Origin of the sequence: Thalassospira sp. NFXS8, from assembly GCF_040148805.1 — a bacterium.
Lineage (GTDB): Bacteria > Pseudomonadota > Alphaproteobacteria > Rhodospirillales > Thalassospiraceae > Thalassospira.
Window position 1 is genome coordinate 1147464 of the sequence record NZ_JAGEMF010000002.1, and the last position, 18778, is coordinate 1166241.

At 51.5% G+C, this 18778-nt stretch carries 19 protein-coding genes; 7 read left to right on the forward strand and 12 right to left on the reverse strand.

The window, feature by feature from the left end; translation table 11 throughout:
- Positions 1-10: 10 nt before the first annotated feature.
- Together J4E05_RS14355 and J4E05_RS14360 are read right to left on the reverse strand one after the other, a co-directional pair.
- Complete coding sequence (locus tag J4E05_RS14355; protein WP_349596754.1) at positions 11-541, reverse strand: TetR/AcrR family transcriptional regulator; 531 nt, start codon at positions 539-541, stop codon at positions 11-13.
- Between the two features lie 55 nt (positions 542-596).
- On the reverse strand, positions 597-758 hold the full coding sequence (locus tag J4E05_RS14360; RefSeq protein WP_349596757.1) for a hypothetical protein: 162 nt from the start codon (positions 756-758) through the stop codon (positions 597-599).
- 501 nt (positions 759-1259) lie between these two features.
- Between J4E05_RS14360 and J4E05_RS14365 the strand changes: the two genes are divergently transcribed.
- The 3 genes from J4E05_RS14365 (at position 1260) to J4E05_RS14375 (ending at position 3758) form a co-directional block, all read left to right on the forward strand.
- Positions 1260-2552 (forward strand): tRNase toxin domain-containing protein, encoded by a 1293-nt coding sequence (locus J4E05_RS14365; RefSeq protein WP_349596760.1) that lies wholly within the window; start codon positions 1260-1262, stop codon positions 2550-2552.
- A gap of 10 nt (positions 2553-2562) precedes the next feature.
- A complete protein-coding gene (locus tag J4E05_RS14370) occupies positions 2563-3033 on the forward strand; it encodes a Cdi1I family immunity protein (RefSeq protein WP_349596762.1) in 471 nt (156 codons plus the stop codon).
- A gap of 485 nt (positions 3034-3518) precedes the next feature.
- The gene (locus tag J4E05_RS14375) at positions 3519-3758 is read left to right on the forward strand and encodes a colicin immunity domain-containing protein (RefSeq protein WP_349596765.1); all 240 of its coding nucleotides are present in this window, start codon (positions 3519-3521) and stop codon (positions 3756-3758) included.
- A gap of 109 nt (positions 3759-3867) precedes the next feature.
- Here J4E05_RS14375 and J4E05_RS14380 read toward each other — a convergent pair whose 3' ends face one another.
- The gene (locus tag J4E05_RS14380) at positions 3868-4485 is read right to left on the reverse strand and encodes a TetR/AcrR family transcriptional regulator (RefSeq protein WP_349596768.1); all 618 of its coding nucleotides are present in this window, start codon (positions 4483-4485) and stop codon (positions 3868-3870) included.
- A gap of 144 nt (positions 4486-4629) precedes the next feature.
- Here J4E05_RS14380 and J4E05_RS14385 point away from each other — a divergent pair, with 144 nt between their 5' ends.
- The 3 genes from J4E05_RS14385 (at position 4630) to J4E05_RS14395 (ending at position 8391) form a co-directional block, all read left to right on the forward strand.
- Entirely contained in the window at positions 4630-6666 is a 2037-nt protein-coding gene (locus J4E05_RS14385; RefSeq protein ID WP_349596770.1) for an oxidoreductase, read from the forward strand.
- A gap of 302 nt (positions 6667-6968) precedes the next feature.
- Positions 6969-7916: a 2-hydroxyacid dehydrogenase gene (locus J4E05_RS14390; protein ID WP_349596773.1), complete on the forward strand. Its 948-nt coding sequence runs from the start codon at positions 6969-6971 to the stop codon at positions 7914-7916.
- Between the two features lie 70 nt (positions 7917-7986).
- Positions 7987-8391 (forward strand): winged helix-turn-helix domain-containing protein, encoded by a 405-nt coding sequence (locus J4E05_RS14395; RefSeq protein ID WP_349596775.1) that lies wholly within the window; start codon positions 7987-7989, stop codon positions 8389-8391.
- 93 nt (positions 8392-8484) lie between these two features.
- Here J4E05_RS14395 and modC read toward each other — a convergent pair whose 3' ends face one another.
- The 4 genes from modC to J4E05_RS14415 form a co-directional block, all read right to left on the reverse strand.
- Positions 8485-9657, reverse strand: a complete 1173-nt coding sequence (gene modC, locus J4E05_RS14400) for a molybdenum ABC transporter ATP-binding protein (RefSeq protein WP_349596778.1) — start codon at positions 9655-9657, stop codon at positions 8485-8487.
- Positions 9654-10364, reverse strand: a complete 711-nt coding sequence (modB, locus tag J4E05_RS14405; protein ID WP_349596781.1) for a molybdate ABC transporter permease subunit — start codon at positions 10362-10364, stop codon at positions 9654-9656. Before modB ends, modC begins: the two co-directional genes overlap by 4 nt.
- Positions 10365-10375: 11 nt before the next feature.
- On the reverse strand, positions 10376-11164 hold the full coding sequence (gene modA, locus J4E05_RS14410; RefSeq protein ID WP_349596784.1) for a molybdate ABC transporter substrate-binding protein: 789 nt from the start codon (positions 11162-11164) through the stop codon (positions 10376-10378).
- A gap of 116 nt (positions 11165-11280) precedes the next feature.
- A complete protein-coding gene (locus tag J4E05_RS14415) occupies positions 11281-12192 on the reverse strand; it encodes a LysR family transcriptional regulator (RefSeq protein WP_349596786.1) in 912 nt (303 codons plus the stop codon).
- Between the two features lie 137 nt (positions 12193-12329).
- On the opposite strand from J4E05_RS14415, the gene J4E05_RS14420 reads away from it, so the two are divergent.
- Positions 12330-13352, forward strand: coding sequence for a zinc-dependent alcohol dehydrogenase family protein (locus tag J4E05_RS14420; RefSeq protein WP_349596788.1), 1023 nt, complete (start codon positions 12330-12332; stop codon positions 13350-13352).
- 30 nt (positions 13353-13382) lie between these two features.
- Here the strand turns inward: J4E05_RS14420 and J4E05_RS14425 are convergent, their stop codons facing one another.
- From J4E05_RS14425 to J4E05_RS14445, 5 genes are all read right to left on the reverse strand, one after another.
- Complete coding sequence (locus J4E05_RS14425) at positions 13383-13901, reverse strand: hypothetical protein (RefSeq protein WP_349596790.1); 519 nt, start codon at positions 13899-13901, stop codon at positions 13383-13385.
- A 43-nt stretch (positions 13902-13944) separates the two neighbouring features.
- Positions 13945-14634 (reverse strand): exonuclease domain-containing protein, encoded by a 690-nt coding sequence (locus tag J4E05_RS14430; protein WP_085587959.1) that lies wholly within the window; start codon positions 14632-14634, stop codon positions 13945-13947.
- A gap of 29 nt (positions 14635-14663) precedes the next feature.
- Positions 14664-16538, reverse strand: a complete 1875-nt coding sequence (locus J4E05_RS14435; protein ID WP_349596793.1) for a DUF294 nucleotidyltransferase-like domain-containing protein — start codon at positions 16536-16538, stop codon at positions 14664-14666.
- A gap of 135 nt (positions 16539-16673) precedes the next feature.
- Positions 16674-18440, reverse strand: coding sequence for a sodium:solute symporter family protein (locus J4E05_RS14440; RefSeq protein WP_085587955.1), 1767 nt, complete (start codon positions 18438-18440; stop codon positions 16674-16676).
- 35 nt (positions 18441-18475) lie between these two features.
- Positions 18476-18736, reverse strand: coding sequence for a DUF4212 domain-containing protein (locus tag J4E05_RS14445; RefSeq protein ID WP_085582639.1), 261 nt, complete (start codon positions 18734-18736; stop codon positions 18476-18478).
- Between the last annotated feature and the right edge of the window lie 42 nt (positions 18737-18778).

Genomic DNA, 18778 nt, shown 5'->3' on the forward strand with positions numbered 1-18778 from the left:
TTTGGTCGTCTCAGGAATGGCGGGCAATGAAGCGGTCAAGCTCGCGTTGCTCTGGCGGTTGCCCGGTGAAAATCTCGACATATTCAGGAATGCGTTGCAGGCGGTCTGCCAACGCTTCCTGTGTTTGCATCGAAATATAGCCAATTTGCACCAGATAGATCGTTCTTGCGCGCACATCGGCCAGTTTCTGATTCTGGCCAAAACGCAAGAACATCTGTTTAAGGGCGTCAAGGCGCTGTTGGTCGGCCGTCTGGATTTCAGCTAATACTTCGGGCGATTGTACGGCCCAGCTTCGGATGGCAAATTCAAATGGGGCGTCAAACAGGTCCGGCTTTAGCCAGCAATCAAACACATTCAGCATCGCCTCAGTCACTGTCTCGGCATAGCTTTCGGTTTGGGCGATAAGGTTGCCGGTGTTTTTTTGCCGCCATTGCGCAATCAGTGCATCAAGCAATTCCTGCCGGTCTTTGAAAAACCAGTAAAAGCTGGTTCTTGATAAATCGAGCCGCTTGGCAAGTGGCTGGATTTTCACACCATCCACGCCCGTTTCCAACAGCGGCTGGCATGAAAGGCAATGGCAGCAATAATCGCAATCATCAGCCACCAGTGGGTGCCTGCAGCAAATGCTCCAGCCAGACCAGAACGGTTAACAGGGTATCGGCAAAGGCTTCAAAGGCATCGCCGTAATTGACGACCAACCAGTCCACCAGCGCATTGACCGATTTTCCAAGGGGAATGTTCAACTTGTCAGGAAACATAAATCTGTTTTCCGTTTTTTAAGGGCAGGGCGTTTTCCTGAAGCCTAACAAGCACAGAGGGATAACTCGCCTTTTAATCATGATAGCCATGCGCCGTATTGTCAGGTTAATGTTATTAAACGCTCGAAGGTTGCAAAATGTTCCGGTCAATAGTGACTTGGTGCTTGCTGGAATTTATGACTTATCTTGTATTTATATCCACACGCTACTTACGAAACGGGATGCAAAGTACACGACAAAGCCTGCGCTTATGGGGTGCTGGCTGTGACTTTGGCTCGCGGTGTGTCGTGGTATGTTGCCATCTTGGGCGGAATTTCGCCCGATTTGGGAGAGTGTACTTTGCAGTAAACCCGGGAATAATTTTTTAGTTTTAATTGATTAGGTCAATTTTCAAAAAATTATAAATTCTGCAATTTTCTGACGGACTTTGCTCACCCCCTGATCGTAACTTTAAACGTCCCGGTTGATCTGCCGATCGTTTGGAGCAGTCAGGAGAATAATGTGTTGGGCCCGACAGAAATTGTTGAATTGCATGGCAATGGTTCGATCCTGCTGATCGGCCGCCGCCCAAGATTCGGTCAGCTTAATCGCTTTGACGCCAAAACCTGTGGCAGCATCGAGGATCCACAAACCATTGCCGATGGGGTACGCTGCTACACCGCCTATCCCGGCAATGGCCTTAAACTGCGTCATGTCTGGGCGGCGGCGACTGGTGGTAGCATGATGCCCCGCAATGATGATGATATGGCTGGAAATGTGGGTCGCATTGTCAACCAGGGTACTTGGATGGTCCTTGAAATTGCGGATGAGCGGCATTCGGGATCGCCTGTTCTCGAGAGAATTAAGCGGCGCAAAAATCCCGTTCTGGCAACACTCAGGGGACGCAATGTTGCGACCCTGTCAATGGATGAAAAATTCGCCCTGACATTTGACAAACTGACGAGCCATTTGGGTGAAGGTTTTGCAGAAGCTCTATCCGAACTTGTCTCTCCTGTCGCATTGGGAGCCGCAGTTGCGACTATTGCAGTGCTGACATTCGCCAGTGGCGGTGTGGTAGCGGCAATTATACTGGCTGTTGGCTATGCTGTTGCCGGTTGGGCAATTTTCGCGGCCATTGGTGATTTGTTGCATGCTATCAAACTTGTAGCCAATGCGACCGATGAGAGTGATCTGGATCGTGCGGCAGCTCTGTTGGCCAAAGTTGCCTCCGAAATCACGCTTGGCGCTCTGATCGCGGTACTGACTCGTGGTGCAGGCAGGGCGGGTGGTAGACGGGTAGGTGGCGATGGTGAGGACGCAATTGATCTGAGTAATTCAAATGCTAAGTTATCCAATTTGGAGGTTAAACATGATAGTAGGAGTAAAAGTGGTCAATCCTCCGGCAAATTGATTGAATTCGATGACACTGAAAGACTAGCTCAAAAATCTGTTGACAAGGATTCCACGGAGAATTTTCAAAAAAATAAGGTTGATACATCATTATCTGGGCTTACTTTGGAACAAGCAAAAAGAGTATTGAAAACGGCGCAAGAGAGTTACAAAAATACGACTAAAGCAGGTCATGCGCTTGCAAAATATTCTGGCAGAAAGCCCGGTGTTTGGGGTAAGTTTTCTGGTTCTCAAAAGACTTGGAATAAGCAGGCGATGAATCAAATGCGAGATATATTTAGGGGTGAAGGCGGATTCAAAAAGGTTGTAAATAATGACAACGTTGTTTTTCTTGATAAGAAATTGAATGACGGTCGAGGGATCGGATTGCAGAAAGGTTACAATTTCAAGGGTTTTATTGATTGAAGGTGGTGACATGGAAGAATTGATTGAAGTAGTATTGGAAGATGTGCCTCATGGAGATTTATTAAGTGTAGTGATGTATCTTGTGAAAGATTATAAAAACGTAGTGGATGTGCAGTGTAGCGAGCATTTATCAACTCCTTTGAATTGTCAAAATATTGAAGATGTTGTTGTTGATTTCACTAAAATTGAAGAAGGTGCTGCGTTGATTCTTAGGCTTAATTCATTAGACGTGGCAGGGGAGATGGTTCCGTCTGTTTTGCTTAGGGTTGTTAAATATGAAGAAAAATATGATGTTGATTTTAACTTTAGTGAATCTGACTTGAAGCGAGTTGAGAAGTTTTTTTTTATAAGAAAACTACAATTTTTTACATCTGAGGTGGCAAAAAAATACAAAATACCGAGTTTTTTTTGTGGTGTCGAGCCAGCTTCGGATGAAGATACGAGATATTTTACAGGACAATATTTGGGGCCGCTTAGGTAATATTTTTTGTGAATTGTGACGCGAGAGGAATGGGTTTTACGTATTCGATATGTGATAAGAAGAGTTTAGATCCCAAAATATCAAGAAGATTGTTAATTCGGTAAAACGGATTTTTTCGTTTCTTGATTGGTTGATCTGCCAATTTTCTGGTAATTATCTACTTGACGATTTCATTGAGCATGTTTTTTAATTGAATGATGAGTAGAGGTGTTATATTTGAAGTTTTAAGAATTATTTAAATTATTTTTTAGAAAATTTCCACGGTGGTGGCGAGGTTTATGAGGTGTTTGATGATCTCGGATGGGGAAGGCGAAGGAATCTGAAAGGTTTTTCAAGTCACTTGAAGGCTGATATTGAAAGGGTTGATTTTTATAGTATCGATTTTGTTTATTCGAAAACTGTAAATTAATTATTGGTCAGTTAATGGTTATTATAAGAGAAGCGGGATTATAAAACCCGATTAGACCAAAGACAGGTATGTTGCGTTGATTTCCGGCTTTGTCGCCAGTCATATCAGTGTATCCCAGTTTAAGTGGTGTTATCTGGATATGTTTAAAAAGGAAGAGGATCCTCTGTCGGAAGAGGTCTATCACATATTGAATAAACTCTTTTTCGATGTTGACTCCTATTGCGAAGATCCTGTTTTACGTGATGAAGATGATTTGGCTGATGATCAGCTTGTAGCATGTGCCTGGATTTCTCTTGAAAAACTTACGGCAAACTAAAAAACAACCTGGCATCCGTTCATTTCCGTAACCCGTTGAACAAGATTTTCCTGAGTTGATCGGCGCGCTTGTTTCTATCAATGTAACAGTTATGAAGGACGATATTGTCTCAGGAATGACGGGCAAGGAAGCGGTCAAGCTCGCGCTGTTCTGGCGGTTGCCCGGTGAAAATCTCGACATATTCAGGAATGCGTTGCAGGCGGTCTGCCAGGGATTCCTGCGTTTGCATCGAAATATAGCCAATTTGCACCAGATAGATCGTTCGTGCGCGCACATCGGCCAGTTGCTCATTCTGGCCAAAACGCAAAAACATCTGTTTAAGGGCGTCAAGCCGTTGTTGGTCGGCGGTTTGGATTTCAGCTAAGACGTTGGGCGATTGTACGGCCCAGCTTCGGATGGCGAATTCAAACGGGGCGTCAAACAGGTCCGGCTTTAACCAGCAATCAAACACATTCAGCATCGCCTCGGTCACTGTCTCGGCATAGCATTCGGTTTGGGTGATAAGGTTGCCGGTATTTTTTTGCCGCCATTGCGCAATCAGTGCATCAAGCAATTCCTGCCGGTCTTTGAAAAACCAGTAAAAGCTGGTTCTTGATAAATCGAGCCGCTTGGCAAGTGGCTGGATTTTCACACCATCCACGCCCGTTTCCAGCAGTGCGTCATAGGCCGCGTTCAGCCATATGTCGGGTGATCCGCGCCAGCCACCATTTTGCGTTTGTTGTTCCATGCTTCTGTCCTTAGCAAACCGGCCCCGGGCGGACAAGCGTTATGTACAGTCATGTTTTCAAAATATACATCAATGAACTTAAAATTGACAGTTATGTACATTTTCCGATACGGTTTTTCAAACATCTGATCAGGAGTCCCGCAAATGTCCAATGATCCGCTGCTTCAGCCCTACCAACTTAAACATCTCACACTGCGTAACCGCATCATGATGACGTCGCACGAACCGGCCTATCCCGAAGACGGAATGCCAAAGGATCGTTACCGCGCTTATCATGTGGAACGTGCGAAAGGTGGCGTTGCCCTAACCATGACGGCAGGGTCGGCAGCGGTATCAAAGGATAGCCCGCCGGTTTTCAATAACCTTCTGGTCTATAAAGACGAAGTTGTGCCGTGGATGAAAGATTTGACCGATGCGGTGCATGAACAGGGTGCTGCCGTCATGATCCAGTTGACCCATCTGGGCCGTCGCACCCGATGGGACAAGGCATTCTGGCTGCCGGTGGTATCGCCCTCGCATAAGCGAGAGGCAGCCCACCGTGCCTTTCCCAAGAAAATGGAAGACTGGGATATTGAACGGATCATCACCGATTATGCCGATGCCGCTGAACGCATGAAGGCCGCCGGGATGGACGGGATTGAATTACAGGCCTATGGGCATTTGATGGACCAATTCTGGTCCCCCCTGACCAATGAACTTGATGGCCCCTATGGGGGCAGTATGGATAACCGCCTGAAATTCACCTTTGATGTGCTGCGTGAAATTCGCAAAAGGGTCGGTGATGATTTCATCGTTGGCGTGCGTTATACCGCTGACGAGCAACTGGACGGCGGGTTGACCCGGGATGATGGATTGACCATTTCGCAGCGCCTTAAAGACAGCGGCATGGTTGATTTTTTAAATGTCATTCGCGGGCATATCGATACCGATGCGGGCCTGACCGATGTGATCCCCATTCAGGGCATGGCCAATTCACCGCATCTGGATTTCGCCGGTGAAATTCGCGCAGCCACCCGTTTCCCAACATTTCATGCCGCCAAAATTCCCGATGTGGCGACGGCGCGCCATGCTATTGCCGCGGGCAAGGTCGATATGGTGGGCATGACCCGCGCCCATATGACCGACCCGCATATTGTGCGCAAAATTATCGAGAAACGCGAAGATGATATTCGCCCTTGCGTGGGGGCAAACTACTGCCTTGACCGGATTTATCAAGGCGGGGCGGCCTATTGCATTCATAACGCGGCGACGGGGCGTGAACTTTCGATGCCGCAAATTATTGAAAAGGCCCCCCAACGCAAAAAGGTGGTGATTGTCGGCGCGGGGCCCGCCGGGATGGAAGCCGCCCGTGTTGCGGGGGAGCGCGGCCATGAGGTGGTTGTGTATGAAGCGGCGGCAAAAGCAGGCGGGCAAATTTTGCTAACTGCGCAAAACGAACGCCGCCGGGAAATGATCAGCATCATTGAATGGCGGGCGGACCAGTGTGCGAAACTTGGCGTTAAATTCCATTTCAATAGCTGGGCCGAGGCAGACATGATCACCGCGAAAAACCCGGATGTTGTGATTATTGCAACCGGGGGCATGCCCCATACGGATGTGCTGTCACAGGGGAACGACCTGGTTGTGTCGTCCTGGGATATTATATCGGGCGATGTAAAGCCGGGTTCTAACGTGCTTGTTTATGACGATGCGGGGGATCACGCCGGCCTTCAGTCGGCCGAGGTGATTGCACGTTCCGGGGCCAGGGTGGAAATTATGACGCCGGATCGCGCCTTTGCCCCCGAGGTTATGGGGATGAACCTTGTCCCTTATATGCGATCCCTGCAAAAGCACGATGTGACCTTTACCGTGACGTTCCGCCTTGATGCCGTGGAACGGCACGGAAACGAGTTACTGGCGCATATTGGCACTGATTATGGGGGTGTTGCCAAACAGCGTGTGGTTGATCAGGTGGTTGTCAATCATGGCACCATTCCGCTTGATGACAACTATTTTGATCTTAAACCCTTATCGTCAAATCATGGCGAAATGTCTCATGATCAGTTGTTGGCGGGGCAGGGGCAATCTGTTGTGCGGAACCCTGACGGGGCGTTTCAGTTGTTCCGCATCGGGGATGCGGTTTCGGCGCGCAATACCCATGCCGCGATTTACGATGCGCTCCGGCTTTTGAAGGATGTTTAATCGGTTCCACTTACACATAATCTTCCGCCATGGTTGGTTCTTTGACCCTTGAGCGGCGATAATTCGGCATCTGTATAAATTTGCCGGTAACGATAGGCTGTGAGGATTCATGGGCAGGAATGTCCATGTTTGCGGTGGCGTATTTCAGGGCGGACAGAATACGCACCAGCACAAAGAACTATGAAAAACCCTTACAGCCATTGCATCTTGGCCCCGGATAAGTGCATTATTGGTAATACCAATAATATTGTGCAATTCAGCCTCTCTGGCTGTTTGGTTGCCATTTCCAGGAGAGTCATCATATGTCTGCCCCCCGTGACGTTCTTGTCGTTTCACCCGCGCGCCCGCACCAGATGGAAAAGCTGGCGCAGGAATATACTTTGCACCGTTATGACCAAAGTGATGACCGTTCTGGACTGGTTGCATCTGTTGCCGATAAAATCCGGCTGGTGATGACGACGGCGGGGGTGGGGATTCCTGCCGGTTTGATTGATCAATTGCCAAACCTTGAAGTCATTACCAGTTTTGGCGTCGGATATGATTCAATCGATATTCCGGCCTGCACAGCACGTGGCATTAAGGTAACCAACACCCCGGATGTTTTGAACGACGATGTTGCCGATACTGCCATCATGCTGATGCTGGCGACCTTGCGCCGCCTTGTGGTTGGTGACCGTTGGGCACGCAGCGGCAACTGGTCAAAAAACGGTGCCATGCCGTTAACCACAACCTTGCACAGCAAAAGGGTTGGCATTGTCGGCTTGGGGCGTATCGGCAAAGCCATCGCCAGCCGGGCCGAACCGTTTGGTGTTGAACTGGGTTATTTCGGGCGCAGTCAGCAAGGTGATGTTGGCTATCAGTATTTTAATGATTTGCTGGCGTTGGCAGAATGGGCCGATGTGCTGGTGGTGGCATGCCCGGGCGGGGATGCAACCCGTAACCTGATTGATATGAATGTGTTAACCGCTTTGGGGGCGACAGGTTATGTTGTTAATATCTCGCGCGGCAGCGTGATCGACGAACCCGCCCTGATCACGGCATTACGCGATGGTATCGTTGGTGGCGCGGGGCTGGATGTTTTCCATAACGAACCCCACATGAACCCGGCCTTTGCCGAGCTTGATAACGTTGTGATTTATCCGCACCATGCCAGCGGTACGGTCGAAACCCGCGATGCAATGGGGCAGCTTGTTGTCGATAACCTGATCGCGTTTTTTGCCGGCAAGCCCCTGATAACCCCGGTGAACTAACGTTGGCGGGCCGGGAAACCGGCCCTTTTGCCATCTGGCATATGGTTTGTTGATCGGGTAATCTGTGCGTATGAAAAGTGCTGATGACTTGAAAATTCGCCTTAAAATTGACCTTCCGGGGGGCGTGCGCCTTGGTTATGGCAAGGTCGATCTTTTGCGTGCTGTCGCAAGGGAGGCGTCGATTTCGGCAGCAGCACGGGCGATGGGCATGTCTTATCGCCGGGCATGGCTGTTGATTGACGAGTTGAACAAAAGTTTTTCCAGCCCGGTTATTGAAACCCGCATTGGTGGCAAGGCGCATGGCGGAGCGACCCTGACTGCAATGGGCGAAACGGTTATTGCGATTTATCTTGCCGCTGAAAAAAAGGCCGAACAGGCCCTTGCCGACAGCCTTTCAGAACTGGCCGGTTGCCTTGCCAGCGGGCCGGACGGCAGTCATGAAAATGTGCCATCTGGCACCATCAAACCGGGTTGAGCCAACCCCGGCGGGACTAAAACACTTTTCCTTTAATATGATCCATTTTGCCAGCGCAGTCTGCCGCCTGGAAAGGAAAAGTGCTTTAAATATTCAGGCGTCGGTTTCGCGCATTTTGCCATCAACCGTTACCGATTTGATAATGGCATAAACCTGCTGGCCTAACTGTAAATCCAGCCTTTGTGCCGACCATGCTGTAATGCGGGCATGAATGACAGGGGATGTCAGGGGTTTTTCTGTATTGCTGTGATTATGGCCAAGGCGCAAGGCCACATCAATGCCGTCAGGGGTAACCGGGGTGAGGGCGAAAATGGTGGTTGGCAAAATATTATTGGCGCTTATCGCATCGGGGATGGTTGTGGCAATCATCACGTCGCGCGCGCGGATGTGCAGCCGGGTTTGTCGGGGCGGCAGGTTTGCAATCATGTCCGGTGCCGCATCCCGATCCAGCGGGGACGGGGGCAATAACGGCACAATCAACTGGTGTCCCGCACATCCGAGATAGGAAATACCGCCTTGTTTGTTATGCCCGGTGACAGTTGCTGGAATAACGGCACCTGTATCAAATTGCCCGGTCAGCGCGGTAAGGTCGGTACGTGCGAGAATATCAAACACAGATCCGCTTGCACGCACCTGCCCATTTTCCATTACCACCATATTGTCGGCCAGCCGGGCGACTTCATCAATTGCGTGGCTGACATATAAAATTGGCAGGCGGCGCTGATCGCGAAGCGCTTCAAGATAAGGCAGGATTTCGTTTTTGCGGGCCTGATCCAGCGCCGATAATGGTTCGTCAAGCAACAGAATATCGGGGTTTCCCAATAAGGCCCGACCGAGTGATATGCGCTGTTTTTCCCCGCCAGACAGTTTTGCCGGCCGTCGTGACAATAACCCGCCAATACCCAGCATGGTTATAATCGCGTCTATTTCGCTATCGGGCAGCGGGTTGGGCGATCGACGATGGGCGAAATAAAGGTTTTTGCGCACCGATAAATGGGGAAACAGCCGTGCATCCTGAAACACATATCCGACGCGGCGTTTGCGTGGCGGTAGATGAATGTTGTTTTTACGGTCAAAAACCGCGCTGTCATTAAGGGTTATGGTGCCGTGATCGGGGCGGATCAGCCCCGCAATAGCGTTGATCAGCGTTGTTTTACCGCTGCCCGATGGTCCAAACAGGGCGGTAATGCCGGGGCGATCCACATTAAAACAGGCATCAAGGTGCAGCGCGCCAATTTTGTGGCGAATATCGATTTGCAGTGTCATGGCCGGGCCTGGCCCATCAGTTTCTGGCGAATGCCCCGCATCATCATTTCCGAAATGATCAACCCGCATAATGCCAGGCCGATGGAAAGGGCCGCCAGCCGTGCAGCTGCCAATTCCCCCCCCGGTGTTTGAATGGCGGTATAAATTGCCAGGGGTAATGTGCGGGTTTCGCCTGGAATGTTGGATACAAAGGTAATAATGGCGCCAAATTCGCCCAGACTGGCACTAAAAGCCGTAATGGCGCCGGCGATAATGCCGGGCAGGGCAAGGGGCAGCGTTAAATTGATAAACCGGTCAACCGGCCCGGCCCCCAGTGTTTCAGCGGCCTGATGCAGGCCGGGATCGATGTTTTCCAGGGCAATGCGAATGGCGCGGACCTGAAAGGGAAAGCTGACAATTCCGGCGGCCAATGCTGCGCCCGTCCAGCTAAAAACAAGGCGAATGTCAAAGTTATGCAACAACCATGCGCCGATTGGCGCGCGAGTACCAAAACTGATAAGCAGCAAATACCCCATTACCACGGGCGGTAAAATAAGGGGTAAATGCACAATTGCATCAATTAAAAAACGGCCGGGAAAGCGCCCGAATGTCAAAAGACAGGCCGCCGCAATGGCAAGAGGTAACGCCCCCGTCACTGCGACCGCTGCAATTTTCAGGCTTAGCATCAAGGCATCAATTTCGGCAGGCGACAGCATCATGGTCGTCATGGGCCTGTGTGTTATTTCTTTGGCAAGGTGAAGCCGTAATTGGCAAAAATGGTGCTTGCCGTTGATGATTTTAAAAATGCCATCAGGCGGGTAGAAGCCGGGCTTTCCATGTCTTTTGTTATTGCAACCGGATATGTAATAGCAGGATGGCTGTTTGCCGGGAAAGTCGCAATGACTTTCACGCCCTTGCTGATCGCGGCATCGGTACCGTAAACAATGCCCAACGGCGCTTCGCCGCGTTCCACCAGGGCCAGGGCTGCACGCACATTGTCGGCGCGCGCCAGGCGGGGTTCGGTTTTGTCCCACATCCCCAAATGCACCAGGGCCTGTTTGCCATAAATTCCGGCTGGTACATGGTCCGGGTCGCCAATGGCAATGCGGTCATCCGGGCCGATCAACGATGTCAGGTCGCTGCCGTTTTCAAGGATCACGTCGCTTGTGTCGCCATCAGTTGGGGCGATCAGCACCAGCGAGTTCCCCAACAGGTCGCGACGGGTGTTTGCTTCGATCATGTCCTGGTCCGATAACCAGTCCATCCATTTTTCATTGGCCGAGATAAAAATCTCAGCCGGTCCTCCTGCTGAAATCTGGCGGGCCAGTGTGGAAGAACTGGCAAATGACAACCTCACATGGTCGTTCTGGTGTTGTTTTTCATAGGCTTTGGCAACTTCGCCCATCGCATCTGTAAGGCTGGCGGCGGCGAATACGGTAATATCTTCGGCCTGGGCCATGCCAGGCAGCGCCAAAAGGCCGATGGCGGCGGTAACGCGTACGATGAAACGGGGCAGATACGACGACATCGGATAACTCCACTATAAAAACGCATCGCTATATTTCATTGAATATAACGATGCGTCAAGAACCTAAAACCGGTAAGCCATCATTGTCGCGGTTCATATTTTTCCATGATGATGTGTCAGGCGGGTTTATCCAGGCGGCGCGATAATTTTACAAAATTAATAAAAGCCCGCAGGGCAGCCGGCATGTGCGGTTTGTCGGGATAATAAAGGTAAAAACCGGCAAAGGGCTGGCACCAGTCCTCAAGGACTCTGACAAGGTTGCCAATGTTAATGTGGGGTTGAACAAAACTTTCAGGAAGCAGGGCAAGGCCGACACCCTGAAGGGCCGCTTCACATAAAATGTCGATGTCATTCACCGTAACCGATTGCGAAACCTTAACGTCAAAAGATTGTTCTTTGTTGTTAAATCGCCACGGATAAAGGGTGCCGGTTTCGTTCCAGCGATAGCTGACACAGGAATGATTGTTAAGGTCGGCCGGTTTTTGCGGAATAGTGTGCTTTTGAAAATAGTGCGCCGATCCGACAACGGCCATGCGTAAATCCGGTGTCAGTTTAACCGCGATCATATCTTGAGATATAAGCTCGCCGGATCGAATGCCCGCATCAAACCCCTTTGCCACCACATCTGTGATGTTGTCATCAATCACCAAATCAAGCTGAATATCAGGATACGCAGTTGTAAAATCGCCCAATATAGGGGTGATAACACGATGAACCGCCAACCGGGGCAGGTTAAGACGAACTGTGCCGCGGGGCTGTGTTTGAAACGCCCCTACGTCTTTAACCGCCCCTTCAATGTCCTGAAAGGCGGGGCCCAGTCGCTCAAACAGGGTTTGACCGGCCTGTGTCGGGGCGACGCTGCGGGTTGTCCGGTTTAACAGCCTTGCACCAAGGCGTTCCTCCAGCGACCGAATGGTATGGCTTAACGCAGAGGGCGTCAGACCAAGCAACTGTGCTGCCTTGCGAAAACTTCGTTCGCGGGTAACGGCCATAAAGGCGCTCAGTTCCGCAAATTCGGTGCCTTTCATATTAATGAATCCTGTTCAGTAAATAGTAAAAATTATAACGGATTATCGTCTATAATCAATTGTGCAAAATTGTTCGGTCCCTGCTGTTGTCGCCGCAACACAACAGCATTTCAGTGATTATGAACATGGAGCACCTGATGGCAGAAACAATGAAACGCTGGGAAATGGACGAGATCGGGCGGCAGTTTTTGGAACTGCGCGATGTTCCGGTTCCGCAACCGGCGCGCGGCGAGGTTCTGGTAAAAGTGAAAGCGGTTTCACTGAACTATCGCGATAAAATGGTGATGGAAAATGGCCGCGGGTTGCCGCTTTCTTTTCCGTTTACGCCGGGGTCCGATATGGCCGGAAGCGTCGTTGCGGTGGGGCAGGATGTTGACCGGTTTGACGTGGGCGATGCCGTTATTTCCACCTTTACCCCGGACTGGAAAGATGGCACGCGCAGTGGCAATGCCCGGACACCATCCTATAAAACGCTGGGCGGGTATTATCCCGGTGTGCTGGCACAATATATTGCGCTTCCGGCGGACTGGTTCGTGGCGGCACCCGCCAGCCTTGATGCGGCACAGGCCAGCACCTTGCCCTGCGCCGGGCTTACGGCGTGGTTTGCGCTAACGTGTCGGGGCTGTGTAAAGCCAGGCGATATTGTTCTGGTTGAAGGAACGGGCGGGGTGGCATTGTTTGGTCTTCAAATCGCCAAATTACACGGGGCGAATGTCATTGTTTCGGGCAGTGCGGGCAAACTTGCCCGCGCACAGGCATTGGGGGCCGACCATGTTATTGACCGGCATAACGACGATCTGGTTGAGGCTGTTCTGAAGATTACCGGCGATTATGGCGCAGACCATGTGCTGGAAATGGTAGGTGGATCGCACCTTGGCCGTGCTGTTGAACTGGCAGCGGTTGGCGGGCATATTTATCAGATCGGCGCGCTGGAGGGGTTCGAGATTTCTTCGCCCCTTATGCCGATTTTGCTAAAAGACCTGACGGTCTACGGGATCGGCACGGGGCATCGATTTGCCCTGGAAAAACTTGTCCGCGCGGTCGATCAGGCAAAAATCAAACCGGTCATAGATCAACGTTACCAGCTTGAAGATTTACCCGCCGCCCTGGACCGGCTGAACCAGGGGCCGTTTGGCAAGATCGTGATTGAGATGCCATAAAATCGGGTTGGGATATAACATTCGCGTCCGTTACTGGCAGGCATAAATCAGGGCGGGGTCGTTGCTTTCCAACGGTTTTGCATCGTCAATCTGTGTTGGAAAACCATTGCTATCAAGTGCTGTGTCGCGGGTGATAAAGCTTGCCAGTCGGGTATCGCAATCGATCAGGCGGGTGGTGGCCCTGGTAAGGTGGCCTTTTTGCAGATAAATTGTAGTGATCTGTTTTTGGGCGGTATTGGCCGGGTTGGTAATGGTTTTATCACCGTCAATGGCACTAAACCGGTTTACCGGCGCGACCAGCAAGGTCCAGGGTTTGTAAGGTGCGGTGGTGACATAGGTTTGGGTGATTTTCACCTGTTGCGGCAGGCGCGATGACACCCGGTCAAACCAGCTGTAATCATCCCAAATCATATAGCCAAACATACCCAGGGCCGCAGTCAGCGGGATCAGGTATTTCGGCGCCTTGCGCCCGCCCAGACGAAACCCCAGCATGATAAAACCGGCACAGGCAAAGCCAACCACAATGGTGGTAAAGATAAAGACAAACATAATGCCGCGCCCTTTGGTGCTAGGGTGAATTTGTCCTTATGGGTTATCTCAGGACACGGTCCAGCTCAAGTTCGCCTTTAGCATCACGCTTGTTGATCTGGGCCAAAAAAAGCTCGGCGGTGGCGATGGCATCGGTCAGGGCATTGTGGGCGCGATAGGGCGGTAAATTGTGCAATTTGCGCAGGTTTTGCAGCTTTAACGCCCCGCTTTTAAACGGGATGCCCTGGCGGTGAATATCGCGTAGCGCCAATACCAGTGTATCTACCGTTGGTAATTGCAGCGATGCCCCATACAGTTTTTTGCAGGCCCGCCCCAAAAAACCAAGTTCAATGGGGGCGTGGTGGGCCAGCAATACGCGCCCGGCCAAAACCGGCAATAGCTGGCGCAGCACGGTTTCAATATCGGGGGCATCGGCAAGGTGACTGTCAAGAATACCATGAATAACAGCAGAACTTTCGGTCACATCTTTGGTCGGGCGCACCAGAAAATGCTGCGCGCTTGAAAAATCAACCCCGCGATTGCGGATCAATACCCAGCCAACACTGATAATTTCATCGCGTTTCGGGTTCAGCCCGGTGGTTTCCAGATCCAGCGCGACAAATTCAATATCGGAAATTCGTCGTTCCGGTGCGACCGGGGCAATATCGTAAAATTGCGCCAGCGGGCCGGTTGCGCGCTTGCGGTTCCAGCGGCGATAAACCTGACTGTCGAGTATCTTTTCGTGCAGACCCATATTGTATCCTGTGTGCTTTGCGCTGCTTGTCAGGTGCCACTTTTGCCAAAGCTGCTTTCAAGGGCAGTTTGCAGCGTTTTTATCACGTTAAAGGCATCCTTCAGGTGGCTCCGCTCGAACGCCGACAGGCTTTCGGGGCGCAAAAAATTATCGGGCCGGTCGCCAGAGCGAATTTGCGCAACCTGATGTTTTAACCGCGTGATGCTGATAAATTCATAGGCATCCATCAAATCGCGCGCCCCTTGCGCACTGATCGAGGATGTATGAATGGCAGCCTGTAACCGGCTGCTGGTGTTAACTGCCGCAATGCCATTGCCCAACGCATGAATGCGGGCAATATCAACAATTGGCACCACACCACTGTGTTTCATGTCCAACGTCCGGTCATGTTCGCCACCCCGGATCATGACAAAATTGCGGAAAAACCCCAACGGCACCTGATGGCTTTGGGCGTTACCAACCATGAAAGCCAGAAAAATGCGGTTGCCCGATGCCATTGGTACAATCTGGCGGTGTAACTGTTCGTAAAGCGACGCCTTGCCATAGATCGGGCGCAAATCAAACCAGACCGAACATAACATCAGGGCTTTGGGTTCGGGGGTTTGGATCCAGTTGGTGAAATACTGGTGCCATGTCGCCACCGGCTGGCGCCACTTGTCGGTTTTTGCCATCATCTCGCCGGGGCAGTAAACGTAGCCTGCGGTGTTAAGCCCATCGCAGACAAAATTGGCCAGATCGCGGAAATAATCGCCATGACGCCCGGCATCGTACGAATCATCAAGTATCAGGCAGTTATCCTGATCCGATATTGCTGTTTGTTCCTGTCGCCCTTGTGATCCACCCGCCAGCCAAACATAGGGAACGGGCGGGGGGCCAAATTTCTTTTCCGCCAGTTCCAAAAGGCGTGACGTTACCGTATCGGCCAGGGTGGTCACGATATGCCCGGCATTTTGCGATGTTGCCCCGGCATCAATTAACTGGCGCAGTAATTCGGGGATTTGCGCAATAACACCTGCCATGTCATCGGCGGTATCCATTTTGCTGATTTGCCCGGCCATATAAACGGCAGACAGGGATTGGCGCATTAACAGGTTGGTGGTGGTAATAACGCCCACCGGGGTGTCGCCCCCGGCAGCAACCACCGGTAAATGGCGAATGTTATGCTGTGTCATGGTCAGTAATGCATCAAAGGCATAGGCATCGGGGGTAATTGAAATCGGGTCGCGGGTCATGATATCGGCGGCAGGGGTGGCATAATCCATGCCCAGCGCAACCACCCGGTTGCGTAAATCGCGATCGGTGATGATCCCGGCAATTTTGCCGCTATCATCGGTTAAAAGCAGGCAGGAAACCCGTTCCTTGCTCATATGCTGGCCAACTTCGCGCAGGGTTGCACTTTGCGGCAGGCTGACAACATCGCGGGCAATCAGGTCGCTGACCTGAAGGCTCATCAGTTTTAGCTGGTCTTCGTCGCGGTCCTCGGCCATTTGCATGCCGCCACGCAGGCGTGCGCCGCCCATCAATTCAAAGAAATAGGCAAATTGCGGGTGTTTGCGCGCCAGTTCGTGAAAATCGCTTTCGGGCAACTGGTAAACCAGCGTGTCTTCAATGGCGGTAATGCGGTTGGCCGCCTTGCCGCCGCGAAACATGGCGCGTACGCCAAAACATTCGCCTTCTGACAACCGGGCTAGCAAATGCCCGTCGGGGGACTGCGTTTCAACCGCGCCTGTACGCACAATGTGTAAATGCAGGCAGGTAATATCGGGCTGTAAAATGACAGATCCCTTGCGAAAATACCGCGCAGTCAACCGGGCCGGAATCTGGTCCAGGTCGGCATCAGGCAGCAGATCGAACGGGTGATGGGCGGCCAGAAAATCGCGGATATCTTTAAGTTCAAGGCTCATGTCATTCCCCGGTTGCAAAACGGTTTGGCAAGGATGCCAGATTGTTCCGTTAAACCCTAATGTAAAAGACCCCCGGCCGTCTTTGACATGCCGGGGGTCCTGATGGATCTGGTTAAAAAATTTCAGCCAGTCAGATTAATGGTCGATTGCGGCACCGGCCCCTTTGGGAACGCGGATATGTTCGACCATATCCTGAATGCGTTGCGGCGGTTCGGCGGTTACTTTCGATACCGCAAAGGCCACGGCAAAGTTAAGCACCATGCCAACCGCGCCGATACCTTCGGGCGAAATGCCAAGCAGCCAGTATTCAGCGGTATTGGGCAGGATCGGGGCAATGAAAACACCCTTATAGGTAATGATATACCCCATGGTGAAAACAAGCCCTGTCAGCATCCCGGCAATGGCACCTTCACGGTTAATTTTCTTCGAGAAAATCCCCATGATGATAACCGGGAACAGCGAAGCAGCGGCCAGACCAAAGGCAAAGGCGACCACCTGGGCCACAAAGCCGGGCGGGTTATAGCCAAGATACCCGGCAATGCCGATGGCAACGGCGGCGGCAATACGGCCGGTTAACAGTTCCTGTTTTTCGGTCATATCGGGGGTAAAGGTGCTTTTAAGCAAGTCATGCGAAATGCTGGATGAAATCACCAATAACAAGCCGGCTGCGGTTGAGAGGGCGGCGGCAATACCACCGGCTGCCACCAGGGCAATCACCCAGTTGGGCAACTGCGCAATTTCCGGGTTGGCCAGCACCATAATGTCATTATCGACCTTTAACTCATTGCCTTTCCAGCCATATTGTTCGGCTTTGGCGGCAAATTCGGCATTGGCATCGTTGTAATACTGAATTTTGCCATCGCCGTTTTTGTCTTCAAAGGACAAAAGACCGGTGGATTCCCAGCGTTTCATCCAGTCGGGGCGTTGTTCGAAAACAAGGTTGCCGTCTTCCGCACCAACCGGGCCGGTTTGCACGGTTTGCGTCAGGTTCAGGCGGGCCATTGCGCCAACTGCCGGGGCGGTGGTGTACAAAATGGCAATAAAAACCAGCGCCCAACCGGCGGATGACCGGGCATCGCGCACTTTTGGTACGGTAAAGAAGCGAACAATAACGTGCGGCAAACCGGCTGTACCCACCATCAACGCCAGGGTAATGGCAAAAATGTCGATCGTGGATTTGCTGGTGGTTGTATATTCCAGAAAGCCCAGTTCGGTAACGACCTGGTTTAAACGTTCCAGCATGAAATCGCCGGTGCCATTAACGGTAGAACCAAATGCCAGTTGCGGGATCGGGTTGCCGGTCAGCTGAAAGGCAATGAAAATTGCCGGAACAGTGTAGGCCACGATCAGCACGCAATATTGCGCGACCTGGGTATAGGTTACGCCCTTCATGCCGCCCAGAACGGCATAGATAAAGACAATGCCCATACCAATGATCAGGCCGGTCAGGATGTCGACTTCAAGGAAGCGGGAAAACACAATACCGACGCCGCGCATTTGCCCGGCAACGTAGGTGAAGGAAATAAAGATCAGGCAAACCACGGCAACAATACGGGCGGTTCTGGAATAAAACCGGTCGCCAATAAATTCCGGAACGGTGAATTTGCCGTATTTGCGCAAATAGGGCGCCAGTAACATTGCCAGCAGGCAATAGCCGCCTGTCCAGCCCATCAGATAAACCGATCCGCCATAGCCCAGAAACGCAATCAGGCCCGCCATTGAAATAAACGATGCCGCCGACATCCAGTCGGCCGCAGTGGCCATGCCGTTCACAACCGGGTTTACCCCGGAACCGGCCACGTAAAATTCGCCCGTGGTGCTGGCCTTTGCCCAGATGGCAATACCAATATAAAGCGCAAAGCTAAGCCCCACGGCAATATATGTCAGGGTCGTAAGATCCATTTGAAAGCTCCCCAATACAAACAGCCGATATGGGCCTATTCGTCTTCTCGAACGTTGAATTCCCGGTCCAGTTTGTTCATTTGCCGGACATAGACGAAGATCAGAATCGCAAACACATAGATCGATCCTTGCTGGGCAAACCAGAAACCAAGCTGAAAACCTGCGAACGTGATGGTATTGAGGGCATCAACAAACAGAATGCCAAAACCGTAAGAGACCACAAACCAGATGACCAGCAGGGTCAGAACCAGTTTGACGTTGCGTCTCCAGTATTCTGCGCCGGATTTGTCGTCCATTGCGCGTCTCCTTCCTCGGATGTGAACCTTCCCGCGCCGGGT